Here is a 20,795-nt window from a genome sequence, read left to right as displayed (position 1 = left end):
TTTATTTCCGATTACCTTGACGATGAAGCGTATTACCGTGCAGGCAATAGAGATAGTTGCTTGCTCAACTTGGCTGACACTAACGACCAAGCTTATTTGGAATATCTTTCGATACTTGAAGCAAGCAACATAGGCAAATTTGAAGATGTGCGCGATTACATAGCTGCCAAGAATAAGCAAGCAGCTCAGATAAAAGTAAGTGCGATGAGCACGAATAATCAAATCAATACCAATTTAAAAGTACTCTCACAAATTTATCTCGACCATGTAATAGATAACGAGCAATTAGAATTAGATTCTGCGACTCGCGCACAACTTGAAAGCATCGCTTATCAAAAAAGCAATTGAAGGCGGTGAGGCGGTTTACATAGCGCGTGCTATGTTGCATTTAGATTTGGAAGATTATTATTTGTTAGGATTGCGTAAGGCTGATGTGACAGAAATAGCAACAAATTTAAATTTAGTAACGATTAAAGTAAATCCAAACCCAGCTAAAAATGAGATTGAGGTTTCGAGTAATAAAAGCTTTAATAAAATAATTATTGCGGATATATATGGTAGGACAGTTTCTTCAACTTATGCAATGGAAAATACATTATCCCGCAAAATGGTGATAAGCTCAATTCCAAATGGTGTTTACATTGCACAGTTGTACAATTTAGATTTAAGTATTGGTAACGCAAAATTAATTATTTCCAAGTAACCTATGGGCATCATTTTGATGCCCTTTTTTTTAAAATAATAATGAAAGCACTTTGGGTTTTTGTGGTTTTTATTTATTCTGTTTGTAGTGGCCAAAACAGAAATTCGGTTTGGGTGTTCGGTGATAGCTGTATAATAATATTTGATACAATAGGCGTAAAAATTGATTCTTCAATATGTGTTTCAAGAGGTAGTGCGAGCAGTGTGGCAGATAAAAAAGGTAAGTATTTATTTAGTATAACAGGGGGCCATTGAGGCATTAAATGCACAATATCCTCAAGCTGCAAAAGTTTATAATTCGGAAAATAAAATAGCTGTTGGTGGTGATAGCTTAGTTGGCACTGCATGGTATAGGGAGTATGTAGCAGTTCCTATTCCAAATGATATAAGTAAATATTATATGTTTAGTGCTGGAGTTACTACGGTTCACGGTTTTTACTATTCAATAATTGACATGAGCCAAGATAGCGGGCGTGGTGCTGTCATTCAAAAAAATGTACCCTTGCAAGGCACTAACTTTATAGCATCGGATGGCTTAGCGGCAGTGCAACATGGCAATGGCAGAGATTGGTGGGTGGTGGTAAGAGAATGGACTCAACCACCTTATGATAGTGCTTTTTATTTTTATTTAGTTACACCAGATAGTGTTTATTTGCACCATGAGCAACATATTGGTGAGGCTATTGTTGATAATGCAACCACTGTTCAATTTTCGAAAGATGGAAGTAAATTAATTTGCATGGAACGAAGGGGTTTATTAACTGTTTTTGATTTTAACAGATGCAATGGAGAACTAAGTAATGAATTAAGAATTGAAAATCCTGTTGCAAATCAAGTGGATAGCTTTCCATGGTTTTTCGATTTAGAAATTTCGGCCAGTAATAGGTATTTATATTTAAGTCAATTGCATAATGATTATGATTCATTAAATCATGTTATCCAATACGATTTGCAAGCTGCCAATGTGCAAGCAAGTAAAGATACAATTGCCGATATAACAAATCTTGCTTATGCTGGCTTATTAGAACTGGCGCCAAACAATAAAATTTATTTATCATGTTGGTATAACCCTGTTGGCACATTCATGTATCCATTTCCAGATAGTGTGCACAACTATATAAACGAAAACCTAAGTGTAATAAATGAGCCCGATAGTGATAATTGCAATTTTACACCATTCAGTTTTTACCTCGGTGGCAAGCGCACTTATTATGGTTTGCCTAATAATCCCAATTATGAATTGGGGCGGCTTTACGGTTCACCTTGTGATACGTTGCAGTGGACAAACCTCACCCCGGCCCTCTCCAAAGGAGAGGGAGTAATTCAAATTACTTACATATCTGCATGGGAGAAGTTGTTTATAAATGCAAGTGGATTAAAAGGGAAGAATGTAACGGTGAGTATATACGATGGGCGGGGAGTATTGGTAAGGGCACAAAATTTTGTGCCCTTACATAACGGTTACGCTACAGTGGATGTGGATTGTAGTGGTTGGGCGAGTGGGATGTATGTTGTATATTTGGAAACGGATAAGGAAAGGTTGTCGAAGAAATTTATTAAGGAGTAGTTTAAGAGTTCAAGAGTTTAATAGTTTATTGGTTCAAGAGTTTGGAAAGTTTAGAAGGTTTAATAGTTCAAGAGTTTGGAGAGTTTTGAAAGTTGAGAATGTTTTTTAATCAGTTTAATCAAAACAATCTGTTTAATTCGTGGTTCAGACAATGGTGGTTGGGTAAGTGGGTTGTATGTGGTACAGTTAACTACTGAGAAAAAGAATTTTACATGCTAAATTTATTTAGGCAGAGCTCAATACGAGTGTGAAAAATTGAAAATGATTTTAAAGAAAAACAAAAGCAATTCGATATGAAAACACCTTGGCGAGTGGTGATAACACCAATCGAAGGCAGAAATAATAAAGCAACTATCCTTTTTTCAGTCGAGTGATCACGAAACAGCAAAAACTTCTTAACTGCATGCTAGAGAACAACGAAAAATATTTTCTACCTAGTGACAAAACATGTAAATTTAATTTTATACTTTCTCGATAACATATTTATATGCTACCAAGATTATTAAGCTTGTTGCACATTAGCATTTCGGCGATTTGAATTGTACTTGAGTGGCATAAATAAAAATGAAAGGTGGAGTTATATCATTGTTGTAGATACAAGTGCGGACACTTGTGGAAATGGAAGTGAAATGTTTCAGAAAAAATCTATTAAGAAATGGAATGAAATATTTTATGGTTATTATTTGTATTGTTAATGCCACCAGCGTGGACGTTGGCGGCAGCACGAGGAGGCCAAAATAATACTCACCACTAAGTTTGAGCGTAGGGTATACAAAACGATTTCCGAATGATAGCAACTAGTTTTAACACAAGACGCTCGCTAAAAGCGAGCGTCCTAAACTTAATACTAATCTACCACTTGAAATTACAATTTCACAAACTTATCAGTTGTAACTATATTGCTGCTAATCATCTTAATTATATATGTTCCTGAATGCATGTTTTGAATATTGATTTCATTTTGTAAAGCATCCTCAATATTTTTTGTAATCACAAGTTTGCCTTGCAAGTCGAATATTTGGAGCGTGCCTTGTGCAACTATGGTTGGCCATGTAACATTGATAATACTTTGTGCCGGATTTGGATATACGATCAGTGAACTTGCATTATTTTCTGCAGTCTCAAACGGAAGGCGGGCAGGAGTAAATTGTCTGCAGCCATACTTCACAAAAAATTCGTTAGGAAGTAGCGACAGGTCATCAACATCCATCGAAAAATATACCTGATTGCTATTGCGTACCGATATGCGTTTTGGTGTATAAGTTAAATCTAAGCGGAAAGGAGTTTGATAATTTTCCTGATAGATAACGCTTGTTACACCAGCAGTGCTTATTCCTGTAACTTGAACACCTTTGTATTCAAAAGGACTACCATTAAAATTTTGCATGTAAGACATTTTACCATATACATATAAGTTATCATCAGCACCTTTTGCAACATCGGCCACCTGAAAATTAATTGATGATAACACCGTAGCACCAAGTGTTACAAGCCCGGTGGCAGCACTTATTCTAAGGTACCTGTTTTTGTTCGTGTACATTATTAAATTGCCGGTGCTTTCTACAAAAAAATCAAAACACTCGTTGTTATCATAGCCATATCTTTTTAAATACTGAAAAACACCCGTGGAACTATATTTCAATAAAAATGGGCGCGCTTTTGGTGCGGCTGCTTTCGAAAAAACATGTCCGGCAATAAAGCAATTGCCTGCGGCATCTAATTGCAAAGTTGTTACCACATCACGTTGAACAATAGCGCCAAAAAAACTAGCATGCTTTATTACAGTAAATACAAAATTCAAATTATTATCCAATTTCAATAATACGGTAGATCCTTGAAACGGCCCCAAATCGGTGGTGCCTGCCACATAAGTCGCATTATTCAAATAGCGAATATCGACACCTGTATTGCTATCATCCAAACTGGAATTTCTAAAATTCCTTCGCTTCAGAAGACTACCTGATGCAGAATCTAATTTAAGCACACATATTGAATCGGCACTATTTCCCAAAACTAACAGACTACCTGCATTTCCCCTTATTATTTTTACACCCCTATCTTCGAGGTCGCCAACGCTATTGTATGTAAACGACCATTTCAAATTCAAGTTCAGGTCATACTTGTAAACCAAAATATCATGATCGCCCGGAGGAAAATTATACTGACCGTCCATTACTACATAGAGTGAATTGTTGTACACCTTAATATCTCGAATTACATCATCAAAAGGACTAGTGCTGTATCCCAGATAAATTTGCTTTTGAAATACTCCGGTCGATGAGATTTTCCGAATACAAGGCTGTCCGTTTGCTGCGGTTGCTATACACCTAGATTGCCCGGCCAGAAAAAGATTGCCCGATGCATCGATGGTAGATAAATTACCCACAGTAAAAACCGTGTCGGCTGAGCTGAATTTGTAAGAATTGCCATTCCAGTTTTGCGCCACTGCCAGGTCGATGCCGACTAATGAAACAAATAGGCTTGCCGAGATCTTAAAAATGATTAAAATATTTGTAAGATTCATAATGCTTATTTTTATTGGTTAGAACACAAATATAACACTACCAGCAAGTTTTGCTCATTATTGTTATTAACAGATGCGAAATTGGCTTGGAAAATTGAGGAGCTTTAATGGTTATATTGTTATCAAAATGTAATCCTTTGTGCAATCTTGCCTATTCACGATTTACGCCTCCCAATAGAATGAAAGTGCTTGCAATTATTAGCAATATCTAATCAGGCTAGTTTGTGAATTTGTATGGCGGTTTCAAAAATTTTAAAGTTACATATAGAGCAACTAACTAATGGGATTTATTTTTAGAGAGCGGTGAGTGTGGCGGTTATTGGTGCTCACCTGTCCAAATGGAGAGGTGCTGGGGGTGAGGTTGGTGCGGCAAGTGGTAAAATTGTTATCTTACATTGAGAATTTTATTTTTAAAAAATATAATTGAAATCTGAAAAGCCTGTTTAAACTTCTGATTTTATTCTGAACGTATTCAGTAATTATCAATGCATACTTTTCAATTCATAGCAACGCAGTCAGTCCAATTGCCAACTGGCAATTGAGCAACATGGTGGGATACTTTAAGAAGATTCCCCGAAAATCATAAAACAACTTGAGAAATTTTATCCACAAACTTCAACTACATACAACTTTTTTATATGATATTATAATTTCCATTACATTTGTCGCGAGTTAAAGGGGTGTCGTGAACAATGTTCCGGCTGAGATAAAACCCTCAATACCTGAACAGGATAATGCCTGCGTAGGAATTAACAAGGTTTGTTTTCATTGGCGCAGTTTGTCATATCCCTCAAATTTTGAATTAAAATGATAGTAAAAACATTGTTTATGTTTTGCATTGCAATTAGTTGGCATATAAGCACCTATGCACAGCACTATTTGCAGGGTACCGTGGTCGATGAAACTGGGGCTCCCCTTCCGGGTGCCATTATTAAATTGCAGGAAAGTTTCGAAAATGTCCAAAGTGCTGCTGACGGAAATTTTTTATTTAAAAATAAAAAAGTTGGAACGTATACTGTTACAGTAACAATTCTTGGCTATGAACCAAAAGAAGAAATTATTATAGTTCCATCATCGTCAAAAACACGTATTCAATTGCAATTAAAATCATTTAATACAGGCGAAGTGCTGGTTACCGCAAACAGGGCAAACGAAAAATCGGGTGTTAGTTATACCAAGCTCAACAAAAAAGAAATAGAACAACTGAATACCGGTGTTGATATTCCTGTCATGCTACAATCGCTAACCTCTATGGTAACAACCAGCGATGCAGGAGCCGGTGTAGGTTATACTGGAATGCGTATTCGAGGTACTGATGCTACCCGCATCAATGTTACCTTAAACGGAGTACCCTTAAACGATGGCGAGTCTCAACAATTGTATTGGGTAGATTTACCTGACCTTGCAACATCGTTGCAAAGCATACAGGTACAACGTGGTGTTGGCACTTCGGTGCAGGGCGCGGGAGCCTTTGGAGCAAGCGTCAACATGTTTACCAAATCGTTTTCAGAAAAGCCTGCTGTTGCAATTAATCTTTCAGGAGGTAGTTTCAATACATTCAAACGCAATGCGCAATTCAACAGCGGCATTCTTGCTAATCATTTTAGCTTTCGTGGTAGTGTTTCAAAAATAAACTCCGATGGATTTGTAGATCGCGCCTTTTCAAATTTGTCGTCCATGCTTTTGGAAGGAAATTACTTTAGTAAAAATTATTCGCTACGCGCGGTACTAATTGATGGTAACGAAAAAACCTACCAAGCATGGAATGGAATTCCGGAAGCACGATTTAATAACGATACCATGGCAATGCTTGAGTTTATTAATCGCAACTATCTTGACAGTGCTGATGCTTACAATCTTTTAAACAGTGGAAGCACCTACAACCAGTTTACCTATAAAAATCAAACGGACAACTATCGTCAAACACATTATCAACTGCACAATCATTTTAGTTTTAATTCAAATAATTTCCTCAACCTTTCTTTTTTTACAACTACCGGAAAAGGATTTTTCGAAGAATATAAAAAGCAAGAATTGCTTGATGCTTATAACATTGCTCCGGTTATTTCTATGCAAGATTCTATTTTAAATTCTGACTTAATCAGAAGAAAATGGTTAGACAATATTTTTTATGGTACGGTCTTCTCCTTTGTTTCAACAGCTATCAAAAATACTGAAATCATTGCAGGAGGTGGACTTAGCAATTATATCGGGGGCAGATTTAATGATGTTCAATGGCTTGCTTTTAATAATGGAACAGAATTTCCGTATCAATATTTTTCAGATACCGCTAAGAAAATGGATGCCAATTTATTTCTCAAGTTAAGTTATACATTAAATAAATTTTCGTTCAAGACCGATGTGCAATGGCGCAACGTTGATTATCAATATACTTCGGTTAGTGGAAAAAAAGAAAATCCTATCCTTCATTTTATAAATCCTAAAGCGGCCATTACTTACAACTACAATTCGCGAAACACATTTTATGCAAGTGTTGCGGTAGCAAACAAAGAACCATCGCGTGATGATTTTGTTCAAAGCAGTTTGAAAAATGCACCCTTACCCGAAAATTTACTTGACTTTGAAGCGGGATATAATCTTCGCCTTACCAACTTGCTGCTTAAGGTAAATGGATATCGCATGCAATACAAAAACCAACTTATACTAAACGGAAAAATTAATGATGTCGGTGAATATACACGTGTCAACATTCCTCAGAGTTATCGGCAAGGTGTAGAAATAGAATTTCAATCAAACATATCTAAGAAATTAATGTTTACCGGAAATCTTACTTTATCTGAAAATAAAATAAAAGTATATCAGGACTTTATGGATGATTATGATATTAGTGTACAGTTAGAAAACGTATACCGTAATGTTGACATTGCCTTTTCGCCAAATGCTATCGCATTTGGTCAACTCACCTATACACCGATAAAAAATCTTTCTATTGCCATTACTTCAAAATATGTTGGCAGGCAATACCTTGACAATACAAGCAATAGCAACCGAAGCCTTCGCCCATATCGTCAGGAAGAGTTTTTAGTAAATCATACTATAAATGTTGGGGAAAAAATTAAGATTAGCGTATTCACACGTTGCACCAACCTCCTCAATGCGTACTATGCCAGCAATGGCTATACCTATTCGTACAAAGCTGGAGGTGCTATCACTACAGAGAATTTTTTCTTTCCACAAGCAGGGAGGCACTTCTTATTTGGAATAAATTTCCGGTTTGAGTAATTGCAAATTAAATATATGTAAGGTAAAGCCTATAAAAGCTACAATCCCATTCCGGCAAACTGCCGCAGAAAACGAACATCGTTTTCTGAAAAAATGCGCAAATCATTAACACCATATTTTAGCATGGTAATGCGTTCAATACCCATACCAAAAGCATATCCGGAATATTTTTTACAATCGATGCCACAATTTTCAAGCACTGCAGGATCCACCATCCCACAACCCATTATTTCTACCCAGCCACTGTATTTACAAACATTACAGCCTTTGCCATTGCAAAGGAAACACGTTACATCCATTTCGGCACTTGGCTCAGTAAAAGGGAAATAACTTGGTCGCAAGCGAATTTCTGTATCCTTACCAAACATCTCTTGTGCAAAATACAACAAGGTTTGTTTCATGTCGGCAAATGAAACATGCTCATCAATATACAAACCCTCAACCTGATGAAAGAAACAATGAGCGCGCGCACTTATAGCTTCGTTGCGATAAACCCGACCTGGAGAAATCACTCGGATTGGAGGCGCTTGTGTTTCCATCACACGCACTTGTACCGATGAGGTATGCGTGCGCAAGGCAATCTTTTCTTCTTCGCTTATAAAAAAAGTATCCTGCATATCACGAGCCGGATGCTCTTCGGGAAAATTAAGCGCAGAAAAATTATGCCAGTCATCATCTATCTCAGGACCGGTAGCAATACTAAAACCAATACGCGAAAATATTTCGATAATCCGGTCGCGCATTAAATTTAATGGATGGCGGCTACCAAGTGTATTAGGTTCTGCAGGCAAGGTGATATCATCTGTTGCTGTGGTGCTTTCACCATTTTCAAACTGAGTTCTAAAATAATTTATGCGCTCTTCTATCGCATTTTTTAGTGCGTTCAATTGTTGACCATATGCTTTGCGGTCTTCAGGAGCTATGTTTTTTAAACCTGCGAATAAATCTGTTAGCACACCCTTCTTCCCGGTGTACTGAATTCGAAACTCTTCTAATTCCTTAGTATTGGCGGCAACAAAAGCTGTAACTTCATTAATATACTTCTCTATACTATTTTGCATCGATTGAAAAAATTGAACTGCAAATAAACTCAATTTTTCTTAAGAAAAATTAGTCGATCTCCTCCACTTCCTTCTCCTGTGCATTCTAATAAAAGCAAAAAGCCGCTGTATAATACAGCGGCTTAATCACTTTTAAATTTCCTTGTATTAGTTCTTAATTACCTTAACCACTTGAGTATATCCCATACTGTTAACTTTTAATATATAACAACCCACCGGCAGTTTATCAATCGAGAAGGTTACTTTATTCAACCCCTCATTGCTAAGGTGCTGTTGCATCATTAATTCTTCGCCAAGCAAATTGAATAACTGTATGGAAGCAACCCCTCCCAGGTAACTATCGTATTCAACATTTAATACATCATTAGCCGGATTAGGATAAACGTCTATAGCTGACAGTCCTTCGTTTCCTGCGCGACAAGTGAACGATACAGGGTGTGTTGAATTTACGCTTTCTGAACATACCGAAACCGAATTGGCTTTTACCTTGATAACTCCATTAATAGCTCCCCAATTTACTACGATAGATGTGGTTCCTTGTCCGCTTACTATGGTACTTCCGGGAACCACCGTCCATGTATAGCTGGTTGCTCCGATAACAGGGGTACAAGAATAAACCACACCGGTTTGAAACTTGCACGTAAAATTAGCTCCGATAATTGTTGGAGAAAGCTTTCCATGCACAAGGTATGAACGAGTATTGCTACTGCCGCATACATTATTTGCTTTTACTGTTATAAATCCGCTTCCGGTAAATGTATTACCAAAGTGCACTACGATACTTGTTGTTCCCTGACCGCTTGCTAAGGTAGCTCCTGTTGGCACCGTCCATGTATACGATGTGGCACCGGCAACCGTAGAGCAGGTATAAACAATATTCTTGCGGCCGCATACACCACGCTGCAAACCAGTAATTGTTGGCATTGCAGGTACATTAGGCACAACCGTTACGAACAAATTTCTAGGGGCGCTACTTCCACATAAATTGGATGCCACCACCGTTACATTGCCCGATATTGAAGTGTTGCTAAAAAATACCGTTGCTGTATTGGTTCCCTGACCAATAGTAACAGTGGCACCTGTAGGTACTGTCCATGTATACGTATTTGCTCCGGGTACTAATGCAATTACATACGTCTGGGTAGAATTTCGGCATACTACTATAGGTCCGGAAATAGCTGCTGGCGTAGCAGGAATGTTGGTTCCATTATTTATTACTGTTGCCGAACAGGAGGCGGTACAGCCTGTTGTCAAATCTGTTACAGTCACCGTATATGTTCCTGCAAATATTCCACTTATCGAGGAATTTGTACTTCCATTATTCCACATATATGAAACATTAGTGGCAGTGGCGCTTACACTACCATTTGGTTGGCTGCAATCTGTATTATTAATGGCAGAGCAAACTACGGATGGCACTATTATATTATCTAACACCGTTGCTGAGCAAGTTGCCGTACATCCGGTTGACTGGTCAAATACCGTTACGGTATATGTTCCGGATACTAATCCGCTTTGGGTAGCATCTGTAGATCCATTACTCCATAAATAAGTTACGCCACTATATGCTGCACTTACAGTTCCATTAGATCCAACACATAGCGTATTGTCAGTGGCTGCACAAGTTACCGTTGGATTAGTAATGTTATCAAGCACCGTTGCCGAACAAGTAGCTGTGCATCCTGTTGACTGGTCGGTTACTGTTACAGTATATGTTCCGGCTACTAATCCGCTTTGGGTAGCATCAGTCGATCCATTACTCCATAAATAAGTTACGCCACTAGATGTTGCACTTACAGTACCATTAGATCCAACACATAGCGTATTGTCAGTGGCTGCACAAGTTACCGTTGGATTAGTAATGTTATCAAGCACCGTTGCCGAACAAGTAGCTGTGCATCCGGTTGACTGGTCGGTTACTGTTACGCTATATGTTCCGGCTGCTAATCCGCTTTGGGTAGCATCAGTCGATCCATTACTCCATAAATAAGTTACGCCACTAGATGTTGCACTTACAGTTCCATTAGATCCAACACATAGTGTATTGTCAGTAGCTGCACAAGTTACCGTTGGGTTGCTTGTAATGCCATTTATTGTTGCAGAACAAGTTGCTGTACATCCTGTTGTAGGTCGGTTACCGTTACGGTATATGTTCCGCCTATTAATCCGCTTTGGTTTGAATTTGTATTTCCATTGTCCCCATAAATGAAACTCCCGTGGCGGTTGCACTTACTGTTCCATTAGGTATGGTGCAACTTGTATTATCTGTAGCGCTACAAGTTACAGTTGGATTGGTAATGCCATTTACTGTTGCCGAACAAGTTGCTGTACATCCTGTTGACTGGTCGAATACCGTTACCGTATAGGTTCCGGCTGCTAATCCGATTTGGGTTGCATTGGTGATCCATTGCTCCAAACATAAGTAACACCGCTAGGGTTGCACTTACAGTTCCATTAGCTCCGAACACATAGTGTATTGTCGGTAGCAGCACAAGTTACCGTCGGATTGTAATGTTATTAAGCCCGTTGCGGAGCATGTGGCTGTACAACCTGTTGACAGATCAGTTACTGTTACGGTATATGTTCCGGCTACTAATCCGCTTTGGGTAGCATCTGTAGATCCATTACTCCATAAATAAGTTACGCCACTAGATGTTGCACTTACAGTTCCATTAGATCCAACACATAGCGTATTGTCAGTGGCTGCACAAGTTACCGTTGGATTAGTAATGTTATCAAGCACCGTTGCCGAACAAGTAGCTGTGCATCCTGTTGACTGGTCGGTTACTGTTACAGTATATGTTCCGGCTGCTAATCCGCTTTGGGTAGCATCTGTAGATCCATTACTCCATAAATAAGTTACGCCACTAGATGTTGCACTTACAGTTCCATTAGATCCAACACATAGTGTATTGTCAGTAGCTGCACAAGTTACCGTTGGGTTGCTTGTAATGCCATTTATTGTTGCAGAACAAGTTGCTGTACATCCTGTTGTAAGATCAGTTACCGTTACGGTATATGTTCCGCCTATTAATCCGCTTTGGTTTGAATTTGTATTTCCATTGTCCCACATAAATGAAACTCCCGTGGCGGTAGCGGTTACTGTACCATTCGGTATGGTGCAACTTGTATTATCTGTAGCGCTACAAGTTACAGTTGGGTTGCTTGTAATGCCATTTACTGTTGCAGAACAAGTTGCTGTACATCCTGTTGACTGGTCGAATACCGTTACCGTATAGGTTCCGGCTGCTAATCCGATCTGGTTTGCATTGGTTGATCCATTGCTCCAAACATACGTAACACCGCTAGCGGTTGCACTTACAGTTCCATTAGCTCCGATACATAGTGTATTGTCAGTAGCAGCACAAGTTACTGTCGGATTGCTTGTATTGTTATTTACCGTTGCGGAGCATGTGGCTGTACAACCTGTTGACAGATCAGTTACTGTTACGGTATATGTTCCGGCTGCTAATCCGCTTTGGCTTGAATTGGTATTGCCACTGTCCCACATAAATGACACTCCCGTGGCGGTAGCAGTTACTGTACCATTCGGTATGGTGCAACTTGTATTATCTGTTGCACCACAAGTTACAGTTGGGCTGCTTGTATTATTATTTACCGTTGCAGAGCAAGTTGCAGTACATCCGGTTGACTGGTCGAATACCGTTACCGTATAGGTTCCGGCAGCTAATCCGCTCTGGTTTGCATTGGTTGATCCATTGCTCCAAACATACGTAACACCGCTAGCGGTTGCACTTACAGTTCCATTAGCTCCGATACATAGTGTATTGTCAGTAGCAGCACAAGTTACTGTCGGATTGCTTGTATTGTTATTTACCATTGCGGAGCATGTGGCTGTACAACCTGTTGACAGATCAGTTACTGTTACGGTATATGTTCCGGCTGCTAATCCGCTTTGGCTTGAATTGGTATTGCCACTGTCCCACATAAATGAAACTCCCGTGGCGGTAGCAGTTACTGTACCATTCGGTATGGTGCAACTTGTATTATCTGTTGCACCACAAGTTACAGTTGGGCTGCTTGTATTATTATTTACAGTTGCAGAACATGTTGCAGTACATCCGGTTGACTGGTCGGTTACCGTTACTGTATAGGTTCCGGCAGCTAATCCGATCTGGTTTGCATTGGTTGATCCATTGCTCCAAACATACGTAACACCGCTAGCGGTTGCACTTACTGTTCCATTAGGTGTGGTACAATTTGTATTATCTGTAGCACTGCAAGTTACAGTCGGGTTGGCTGAAATATTACTTACCGTTGCTGAGCATGTGGCTGTGCATCCTGTTAATGTATTTGTAACCGTAACTGTAAACGTACCTGACGCTAATCCAGCTATAGACGAAGTAGTTGCTCCATTACTCCATAAGTAGGTTACCCCACCAGAACCCGAAGTGGTAATATTTCCATTAGGCGCAACACAATTGGTGTTATTTGTAGGTGTGCATGTTACAGTTGGATTACTTGCATTATTTACAATAGTTGAACTGCAAGTTGCAGTACATCCTGTTAATGTATTTGTAACCGTAACTGTAAACGTACCTGACGCTAATCCAGCTATAGACGAAGTAGTTGCTCCATTACTCCATAAGTAGGTTACCCCACCAGAACCCGAAGTGGTAATATTTCCATTAGGCGCAACACAATTGGTGTTATTTGTAGGTGTGCATGTTACAGTTGGATTACTTGCATTATTTACAATAGTTGAACTGCAAGTTGCAGTACATCCTGTTAATGTATTTGTAACCGTAACTGTAAACGTACCTGACGCTAATCCAGCTATAGACGAAGTAGTTGCTCCATTACTCCATAAGTAGGTTACCCCACCAGAACCTGAAGTGGTAATGCTTCCATTAGGCCCAACGCAATTCGTATTGTTTGTTGGTGTGCATGTTACAGTTGGATTACTTGCATTATTTACTATACTTGAACTGCAAGTTGCCGTACATCCTGTTAAGGTATTTGTAACGGTAACGGTAAAAGTACCAGTTGCTAATCCAGCTATAGACGAAGTAGTTGCTCCATTACTCCATAAGTAGGTTACCCCTCCAGAACCTGAAGTGGTAATACTTCCATTAGGTCCAACACAATTTGTATTACTTGTTGGTGTACATATTACAGTTGGATTGATAGCATTATTTGCAATTGTTGAACTACAAGTTGCAGTACATCCTGTTAAGGTATTTGTAACAGTAACTGTAAACGTACCTGAAGTTAGTCCGGTTATAGACGAAGTAGTTGCGCCATTACTCCATAAGTAGGTTGCCCCGCCAGAAGTTGATGTGGTAATACTTCCATTAGGCCCAACACAATTCGTATTGCTAATAGGATTGCAGATGACCGAGGCAGTATTCACTGTTCCGCTCGCAGCCACATTTTGCGTTGTGGCTCCTATAGAGGTGCAAGCAACGTTACCAGCAGGAGTTCCAGAAGCCAAAGCACTCAACCGCACAAAATGGTGGTGGTTGGCACGGAACCTGAAGAAGGGGTTAACGAAACTGATCCTGCAAATCCACTACCTGATGTTAACGAAACCTCGAAGTCTGCGGGTGCAGTTACCACAAGGTTTGCGGTAAGTCCTGTACCTGCAACAGTAAATGATTGCTCAGCAGAAACTGCTCCCTGGCAAGAAGTAAAAGGATTTAATGTGCCTGTAGTAGTTATGCTTGTATTTGAAACAGGGGCATTTACAGGTCCTAAAATTTCAAAATCATCTATCATAAAACCATCCACAGCATAACCATTACCAGGGTAACCAGGTATTACAGATAATACAAAACGGAAAGTAACATCAGGTTGTCCTACCAATGCTGGTGCGCCTGTTGTTATATTATAAGTACACAATGTATTATTAGCTGTTAGTGTCCAACCATATTGGTCAGAAAAAACAGCTACATCAACCGGACATCCTGCTGCAGGCCCACGGTTATACCAGTTGGTAGAAGCAGGGTCGGCATTTACACCTAACCTTGTCCAGGTAAGTCCTTTATCAGTTGAGTATTGCAACTGCACCGCAAAAGGGGCATTACAGAAAGTTATTTCCATACTTCTTCTAAAACGCAAGGTGTAAGCACTTGCGCTTGAAGTAAAATTGTATGATGGGGTTTGTAACACACAGGCATAATCCCCTGCAGTAAGGTCTGCATCGAGGTCCGTTTTCCATACATTTTGGGGTGAATTAACAGTCGTCAAGAAATTGGTTGGTACACCACGCTCCCATTTGTTTATGCCACCACGTATGGCTTGTGAGCCGAAATCATCAGGATTTGTTTCGAAGGTACCACCATCACTCGCGACCACATAAGGAGTGCCACGGTTTGGTAGAATCTGAATATACTGTGTTTTGGTTAAAGTTGAAGCCCCAGCGTTTATGGTTAGCGTTACATTGAATTTACCGGCTGTTGTATAAGTGTGACTAGGATTCTCTGCAGTAGAAAGTGGTGAACCATCGCCAAAATTCCATGACCATGAAGTGGACTGATAGCTTTCGCTTGTAAATTGAATGCTGCTGTTGATATAAGAAAGCTGAATATCAGAACTAAAAATTGCAGTTGGTGTAGTAAACAAATCTGATGCGTATAAACCACGGCCATGTGTGGCAGCTATCACATACTTATCACTCTGACGAAGTTGTAACATGTCTACCCTTACGTTTGCAAGCCCTGAATTACTGGCTCCCCAATTGGTTGTTCCTCCATTTAGGTTATCGGTACTCCATACTCCAAGTTCAGTAGCAATAATAACCTGATCGTTATTATTCGGATTAAACAAAGCCCAGCGGATTGGCATATCAGGCAAGTTACCTTCTACCGATGTCCAGCTTGTTCCTCCATTTGTACTTTCCCAAACACTATTAACTCCGTAATTGCTAAATGTGGCAAGCAAGTGGTTATCATTTCCTGTTTCAACTTCTACGCAAGAAACATATGAAGTTGGTAAACCGGCACTGATATTTGTGATTGTTGGTGTAGCTGTATGTGCGTTATCAACTTGCACAACCCTTCCACTTACTGAGCCAAAGAATACGCGGTTTGCTGTGTTTGGCGAAACCTTTACGGCAGACACCTGTCCATTTAACGCAGTAGCGCTAATCGCGGCAAACGTTGCACCTGTTTGAGGATCATCCCAGCGAAGGTATTGGTTGGAGTTATTGGCAGCATAGATTCTATTATTTACATCATCATAATCAGAAGGGTTAATAAACTGCCCTGTACCACCAAAAGTCACATTCGTCCATGTATTTCCACTATCACTTGACCGATAATAATCATTAAATACATATTGTGTAAATTGAAACTGAGGTTGGTCTTGATCGATATGACACCAGGCACCATCGCCACCGGTAACCTCCACAGTTGATTGCAGACCACTCAATTTAAACTGATGTGTTCCATTGTCCTGCGCCCCTGCCAAATAATAAGAAGTTTGGGAAGCAGGATGCATTGCACAGGCATAAAATTGCGCTGTTCTGTAATTTGTGCCTTTATCCGAAATGGTAGGTGTGGCAGTATTCGCATTGGTAGAACGATAAACGCCACCATCATTTACAAAATAAGTGACTGAAGAACTTCCATTTTGAAAAACAATATTATGTTGATCAGCATGCACATTTTGAAAACCAAAACCACCATACCAATGTGTAATCTGGGTCCATGTGCCAGCGCCATCAGCGCTTAAAAAAAGATCGATACCTCCTGCAAAAAGTCTGTCTCTATTATTTGGATCTACTGCAATTGTTAAATCATACCATGCCTGTCCTCTTGAAAAATCTGTAGCCGGAATACCCGGATCAGCATCTAAAGGTTCTGTTCTCACTGTCCATGAAGTGCCACCATTAGTTGTTTGCAATATTCCATTCACAACATTGCCGAGTTCAACCACTGCATATGCATAGCTTGCGTCACTGGGGGCACAGGCTAATTCTATTCTACCAGCTGTTATACCTAAGGTTTGTGCAGCAGCAAAAGTTACCCCGGCATTTGTAGATTTATGTACCGAACCACTTAGCGTTGCATATACATCGCCATTAGCTGCAATGTCTACATCATAGCAAAAATTATTTGCAGCACCTGTTATTCCTAATCCTGTGCCCAATACTTTTGCCCATGTTGTGCCGCCATCAGCCGAGCGTTGTAACCCTCCCGATTTAGTTGCCACAAACACAATACCTGTGCTGTTAACTTCAACTTTCTGGCAGTAGTGGAAACTAGCATTGTTAGTAGAAGCTAATTGTGCCCATGTAGTTCCTCCATTGGTACTTTTCCAAACACCGAGTCCGCGTATGGCATCACCATTGTTATAGCCTTCTCCAGTTGCGAAATACATTATTTGTGTGTTGGAAGGGTCGTACGCTATAGAAGTTACTGCAAGGTTACTTGCCAAATCATTAACAGGCGTCCAATTGGGCGTAGCTGAATTGATGTTGGTAGTTTTCCATAATCCGCCACCAACACTGCCAGCCCATACGGTATTGCCTGTGCCATCATTAGGGTCAACCATTATTGCCCGGCTTCGGCCTCCCTGATTGATTGGACCTTGTTCTTTCCAACTTACTCCACTAAGAGGCCCTAGTGAAAGTGCCATTAACTGATCCTTATAATCTTTAGCAGCTAGCAATCTATCCGTAGGAACGTATCCAAGTTTAGGATCCTTCATCATCAGGATATCACGTGCAAGAATTTCTGCAGGCCCATCTTTTTCCTTTTTCTCTTCTTCCTCTTCTTCAGCATGGTCATTATCTTTCATCTGGCTCATATCATAGGGGTAATTACCAGATACTAAATCATCATCCAATAAGTTGAGTCCGTTCCCTTCTTGAGTAGAGCTAGCATTCGCCAAGGTCTTATCACACTCTTCCTTACCATCTTTAGCAGTTTGCTTTGCCTCTTCATTATCTGCATGCTTAGAAGACGCTAGTTTATCCTGATTACCCTTTTGTAAAGATCGCTCCAAACAATTAGCTTCTTCTTTTGTTTCAACTACTGCTACCGGAATTTGGAACTGTTTCAATACTGACACTGGTTCAACAGCATTGTCTGAAGTAGTTGCAGCCGTTTCTTTAGGCAATAACGGCTTATACGGCTTCTTCTCAGTAGCCTGTGTCAACCTATTATTCTCATTCATAAAAAAATAGCTTGTACTACATAAAGCAGCAACCATAACCATTACAATTGGATAAAGGACTTTTCTAAAGTTCATTTTGATGATATGTTTAAAAATTGAATTACTTAGTATTAACCTTAACGTGTCTACAAAAAATTTCAAGCATTACAAGAAAAAAAGGAGTTTCAATATAAGGTGACGCAAACATATAAATATCTTTAAGATAACAAAACTCTATAGCTATCGTTTTTACATCATGCTTTGATTAAAAGATATATTTTAGCCCGGGCTTGGTGACTAATATTCATTCTGACATAAATCTATTTGTTGGCTTTGCAAAAAAATAAGTGCACAGAAAAATGGCCAAAGCGCCAAACACTCATGCATTAGGACCAGCATAAGGGCACTCAATACAACTAAACGAGTAAGTATTTTAGCCGAATAACAAAGAGCAACAATCCCAAATTAAGCGCGAGGTACTTTTGAACTTCAACTAACTTTGAGTTTTAATCGCTTATTAAATTGAGATTTAATTGTAACACGATTACGAGAATAACAGTGTCGATCTTTAAGAGTTAAACACTAATGTTGATAGATTCAATTATCTTATAACTCCTGCGTGGCTTTACTATTTTTTATGCAATCAATAGAGCCCCAGCCGATAGATTAATACAAATGCAGAAACTGATAAACAGCAAACTCAATTTATAGTGGAATGGTAATGGTAACCGTAGTGCCCCTACCCAGCGCAGCATCAAAATCTATCTTGCCATGCAAGTAATTTACTCTGGACAATATATTGCTTAAGCCAATTCCATTTTTTTTTAATGCTTCTTGATAATTAAATCCTTTGCCATTATCCTCCATCATAAAAACAAGTTCATCAACATGTCTGATTAGCTGCATATTAATCTTATCTGCCATTGAATGCTTGATTGTGTTTGCAACCAATTCTTGTAAAATCCTAAACAAGAAAGACTCGGTGTTATCATCGAGCCTCTGTTCAAGACCTACAATCTCTAGCTCTACCTTAAGTTTGCCCGAAGATGCAATCTTATCTACTAACTCACGCACAGCATTTGCAAGGCCTGATTTGATAAGCATATTAGGCAACATGTTATGCGAAATATTACGAATTTCCTTTGCCGAATCATCAACCATGTCAATGGCATTGTGTAACTTACTTTTTAATTCTGTGGCAATGGATGCATTTGTTTCGGCTACACTTGCCAGATTCATTTTGGCTGCTGCAAGCATTTGACCTACACCATCATGTAGCTCGCGGCCAATTCGTTGCCGTTCTTTCTCTTCAGCATCAATTATTGCTCGTGTTCGCAATTCCTGTTGTTCCATTATGTGGCGGTTATGAAGTTGTTGTTGCTTGTTTTTGCGATATTGAAAAAACAAATACCCTAACAAAGCCAACAAAGCAATACCTGCAATAAGTACTATAATCTGATTTCGCTGTTTACTTATAGTGAGGCTATTAATATTGTTTTGTTGTTGTAATAATCGATTTTCAGTTTCCTTTTTTTCAGTGTCAAATTTCACCTGCATTTCTTCCATTGCATGTTGTTTCGATTCGCTCATAATGGAATCATTCATGGCTAAAAACAGCTCATTATACACTAGTGCTTTCTGAAAATTTCCTTGCTGTTGATAAACCTCCGAAAGTATAGCATAGCACTTTTTCAAAATAAGTGGTGACTCTACCTGCTTAGCCAATAAAATAGACTCGGTGCAGTTTGCAATGGCCTTATCGTATTGACCGGAATTTTTATAGATATCACCAAGCGACATGGATGATTGAGCTTGCCCGTTAACATCCCCAATCTCTTTGGCTATAGCCAAAGCAGTTTCATGAAAGCCTGCTGCCTCGCTATACTTTTTTAAATTGCTATTAGCAAAACCCAAGGCCGCATAGGCTACGCTTTGATTATATTTGTCTCCCTGCTTTTGCGCCTGTTGTAGAGAAAAACTACCATAGTATATAGCACTATCATTTTTACCTAATGAAGCATAAATGCTCGCCATATTGGCCGCCAGTCCCGCTGTTGAATTGCCCCCGCCACTTTCCTCTTCCATGCGGAAGGCTTTGTTGAAATAGAAAAGCGCCTTATCGAGTTGTTCAATTTCTCCGTAAACTGTTCCCAAATTGGCGTAACCTTCGCTTATGTTTCGCAGATTTCCCTGCGATTCTTCAATTTTGATAGATTTTAAAAAATAGTCAAGTGACAAGTCATACCATCCCTTGTATCGGTAAACATTGCCCATGTTATTAAGCACCGCTGCTATACCTGCCGTATCTTTCATGCGCTCCCTAATTAGGTAACAGGTATCGTAGTTCTTTAGTGCTTCGTCCAGGTTGCCCTGCATAGATTGTGCAATGGCGATCATATTGTATGCCTTGGCATACAAAAAGTCGTTTGGCTTATTGTTTAATATGGACAAACATAACCTACCCAGGCGCTGCACCGAGTCGGGGTTCTGTTGCATCATCTGCCAGGCAAGGTCTATACATGCCTTTGCCCTTAACGTGTCAGTAGCTTTCGAAAGAATAATCGCTTGTAAGCTATCT

The 20,795-nt window shown here is 39.5% G+C and carries 11 protein-coding genes and 1 riboswitch; of the genes, 4 read left to right on the top strand and 7 right to left on the bottom strand.

Going from position 1 to position 20,795, the window contains the following annotated elements; all coding sequences use genetic code 11:
* The first annotated feature begins 69 nt into the window (after positions 1–69).
* The 3 genes from IPO27_17510 to IPO27_17500 all read left to right on the top strand — a co-directional run bounded on the left by IPO27_17510 (position 70) and on the right by IPO27_17500 (position 2,269).
* Entirely contained in the window at positions 70–348 is a 279-nt protein-coding gene (locus tag IPO27_17510) for a hypothetical protein (GenBank protein MBK8848229.1), read from the top strand.
* A complete protein-coding gene (locus IPO27_17505; GenBank protein ID MBK8848228.1) occupies positions 317–703 on the top strand; it encodes a T9SS type A sorting domain-containing protein in 387 nt (128 codons plus the stop codon). The genes IPO27_17510 and IPO27_17505 overlap by 32 nt, the downstream gene beginning before the upstream one ends.
* 399 nt (positions 704–1,102) lie before the next feature.
* On the top strand, positions 1,103–2,269 hold the full coding sequence (locus IPO27_17500) for a T9SS type A sorting domain-containing protein (protein MBK8848227.1): 1,167 nt from the start codon (positions 1,103–1,105) through the stop codon (positions 2,267–2,269).
* 865 nt (positions 2,270–3,134) lie between these two features.
* Here the strand turns inward: IPO27_17500 and IPO27_17495 are convergent.
* Positions 3,135–4,793: a T9SS type A sorting domain-containing protein gene (locus tag IPO27_17495; protein ID MBK8848226.1), complete on the bottom strand. Its 1,659-nt coding sequence runs from the start codon at positions 4,791–4,793 to the stop codon at positions 3,135–3,137.
* A gap of 666 nt (positions 4,794–5,459) precedes the next feature.
* Positions 5,460–5,559, top strand: a riboswitch (TPP riboswitch).
* A 41-nt stretch (positions 5,560–5,600) separates the two neighbouring features.
* On the opposite strand from IPO27_17495, the gene IPO27_17490 reads away from it, so the two are divergent.
* Positions 5,601–8,036: a TonB-dependent receptor gene (locus IPO27_17490; GenBank protein MBK8848225.1), complete on the top strand. Its 2,436-nt coding sequence runs from the start codon at positions 5,601–5,603 to the stop codon at positions 8,034–8,036.
* Positions 8,037–8,074: 38 nt separating this feature from the next.
* Here the strand turns inward: IPO27_17490 and pheS are convergent, their stop codons facing one another.
* The 6 genes from pheS to IPO27_17460 form a co-directional block, all read right to left on the bottom strand.
* Positions 8,075–9,097, bottom strand: coding sequence for a phenylalanine--tRNA ligase subunit alpha (gene pheS / locus IPO27_17485; protein MBK8848224.1), 1,023 nt, complete (start codon positions 9,095–9,097; stop codon positions 8,075–8,077).
* A 147-nt stretch (positions 9,098–9,244) separates the two neighbouring features.
* On the bottom strand, positions 9,245–11,326 hold the full coding sequence (locus IPO27_17480) for a T9SS type A sorting domain-containing protein (GenBank protein ID MBK8848223.1): 2,082 nt from the start codon (positions 11,324–11,326) through the stop codon (positions 9,245–9,247).
* Positions 11,259–11,513, bottom strand: coding sequence for a hypothetical protein (locus tag IPO27_17475; GenBank protein MBK8848222.1), 255 nt, complete (start codon positions 11,511–11,513; stop codon positions 11,259–11,261). The genes IPO27_17480 and IPO27_17475 overlap by 68 nt, the downstream gene beginning before the upstream one ends.
* A gap of 27 nt (positions 11,514–11,540) precedes the next feature.
* Complete coding sequence (locus tag IPO27_17470) at positions 11,541–14,561, bottom strand: hypothetical protein (GenBank protein MBK8848221.1); 3,021 nt, start codon at positions 14,559–14,561, stop codon at positions 11,541–11,543.
* Positions 14,558–18,313: a PKD domain-containing protein gene (locus tag IPO27_17465; GenBank protein MBK8848220.1), complete on the bottom strand. Its 3,756-nt coding sequence runs from the start codon at positions 18,311–18,313 to the stop codon at positions 14,558–14,560. Before IPO27_17465 ends, IPO27_17470 begins: the two co-directional genes overlap by 4 nt.
* A 609-nt stretch (positions 18,314–18,922) precedes the next feature.
* A partial coding sequence (locus IPO27_17460; protein MBK8848219.1) for a sensor histidine kinase occupies positions 18,923–20,795 on the bottom strand: 1,873 nt, incomplete at its 5' end.

Source organism: Bacteroidota bacterium (assembly GCA_016714535.1).
Classification (GTDB): Bacteria; Bacteroidota; Bacteroidia; order AKYH767-A; family OLB10; genus JADKFV01.
This window is presented reverse-complemented; position numbering and strand designations above follow the sequence as displayed.

Bases quoted from the DNA above. Each gene is read 5' to 3' on its own strand.
- IPO27_17500 (MBK8848227.1), top strand. From the start codon at position 1,103: ATGTTTAGTGCTGGAGTTACTACGGTTCACGGTTTTTACTATTCAATA.
- IPO27_17495 (MBK8848226.1), bottom strand. From the start codon at position 4,793: ATGAATCTTACAAATATTTTAATCATTTTTAAGATCTCGGCAAGCCTA.
- IPO27_17490 (MBK8848225.1), top strand. From the start codon at position 5,601: ATGATAGTAAAAACATTGTTTATGTTTTGCATTGCAATTAGTTGGCAT.
- pheS (MBK8848224.1), bottom strand. From the start codon at position 9,097: ATGCAAAATAGTATAGAGAAGTATATTAATGAAGTTACAGCTTTTGTT.
- IPO27_17465 (MBK8848220.1), bottom strand. From the start codon at position 18,313: ATGAACTTTAGAAAAGTCCTTTATCCAATTGTAATGGTTATGGTTGCT.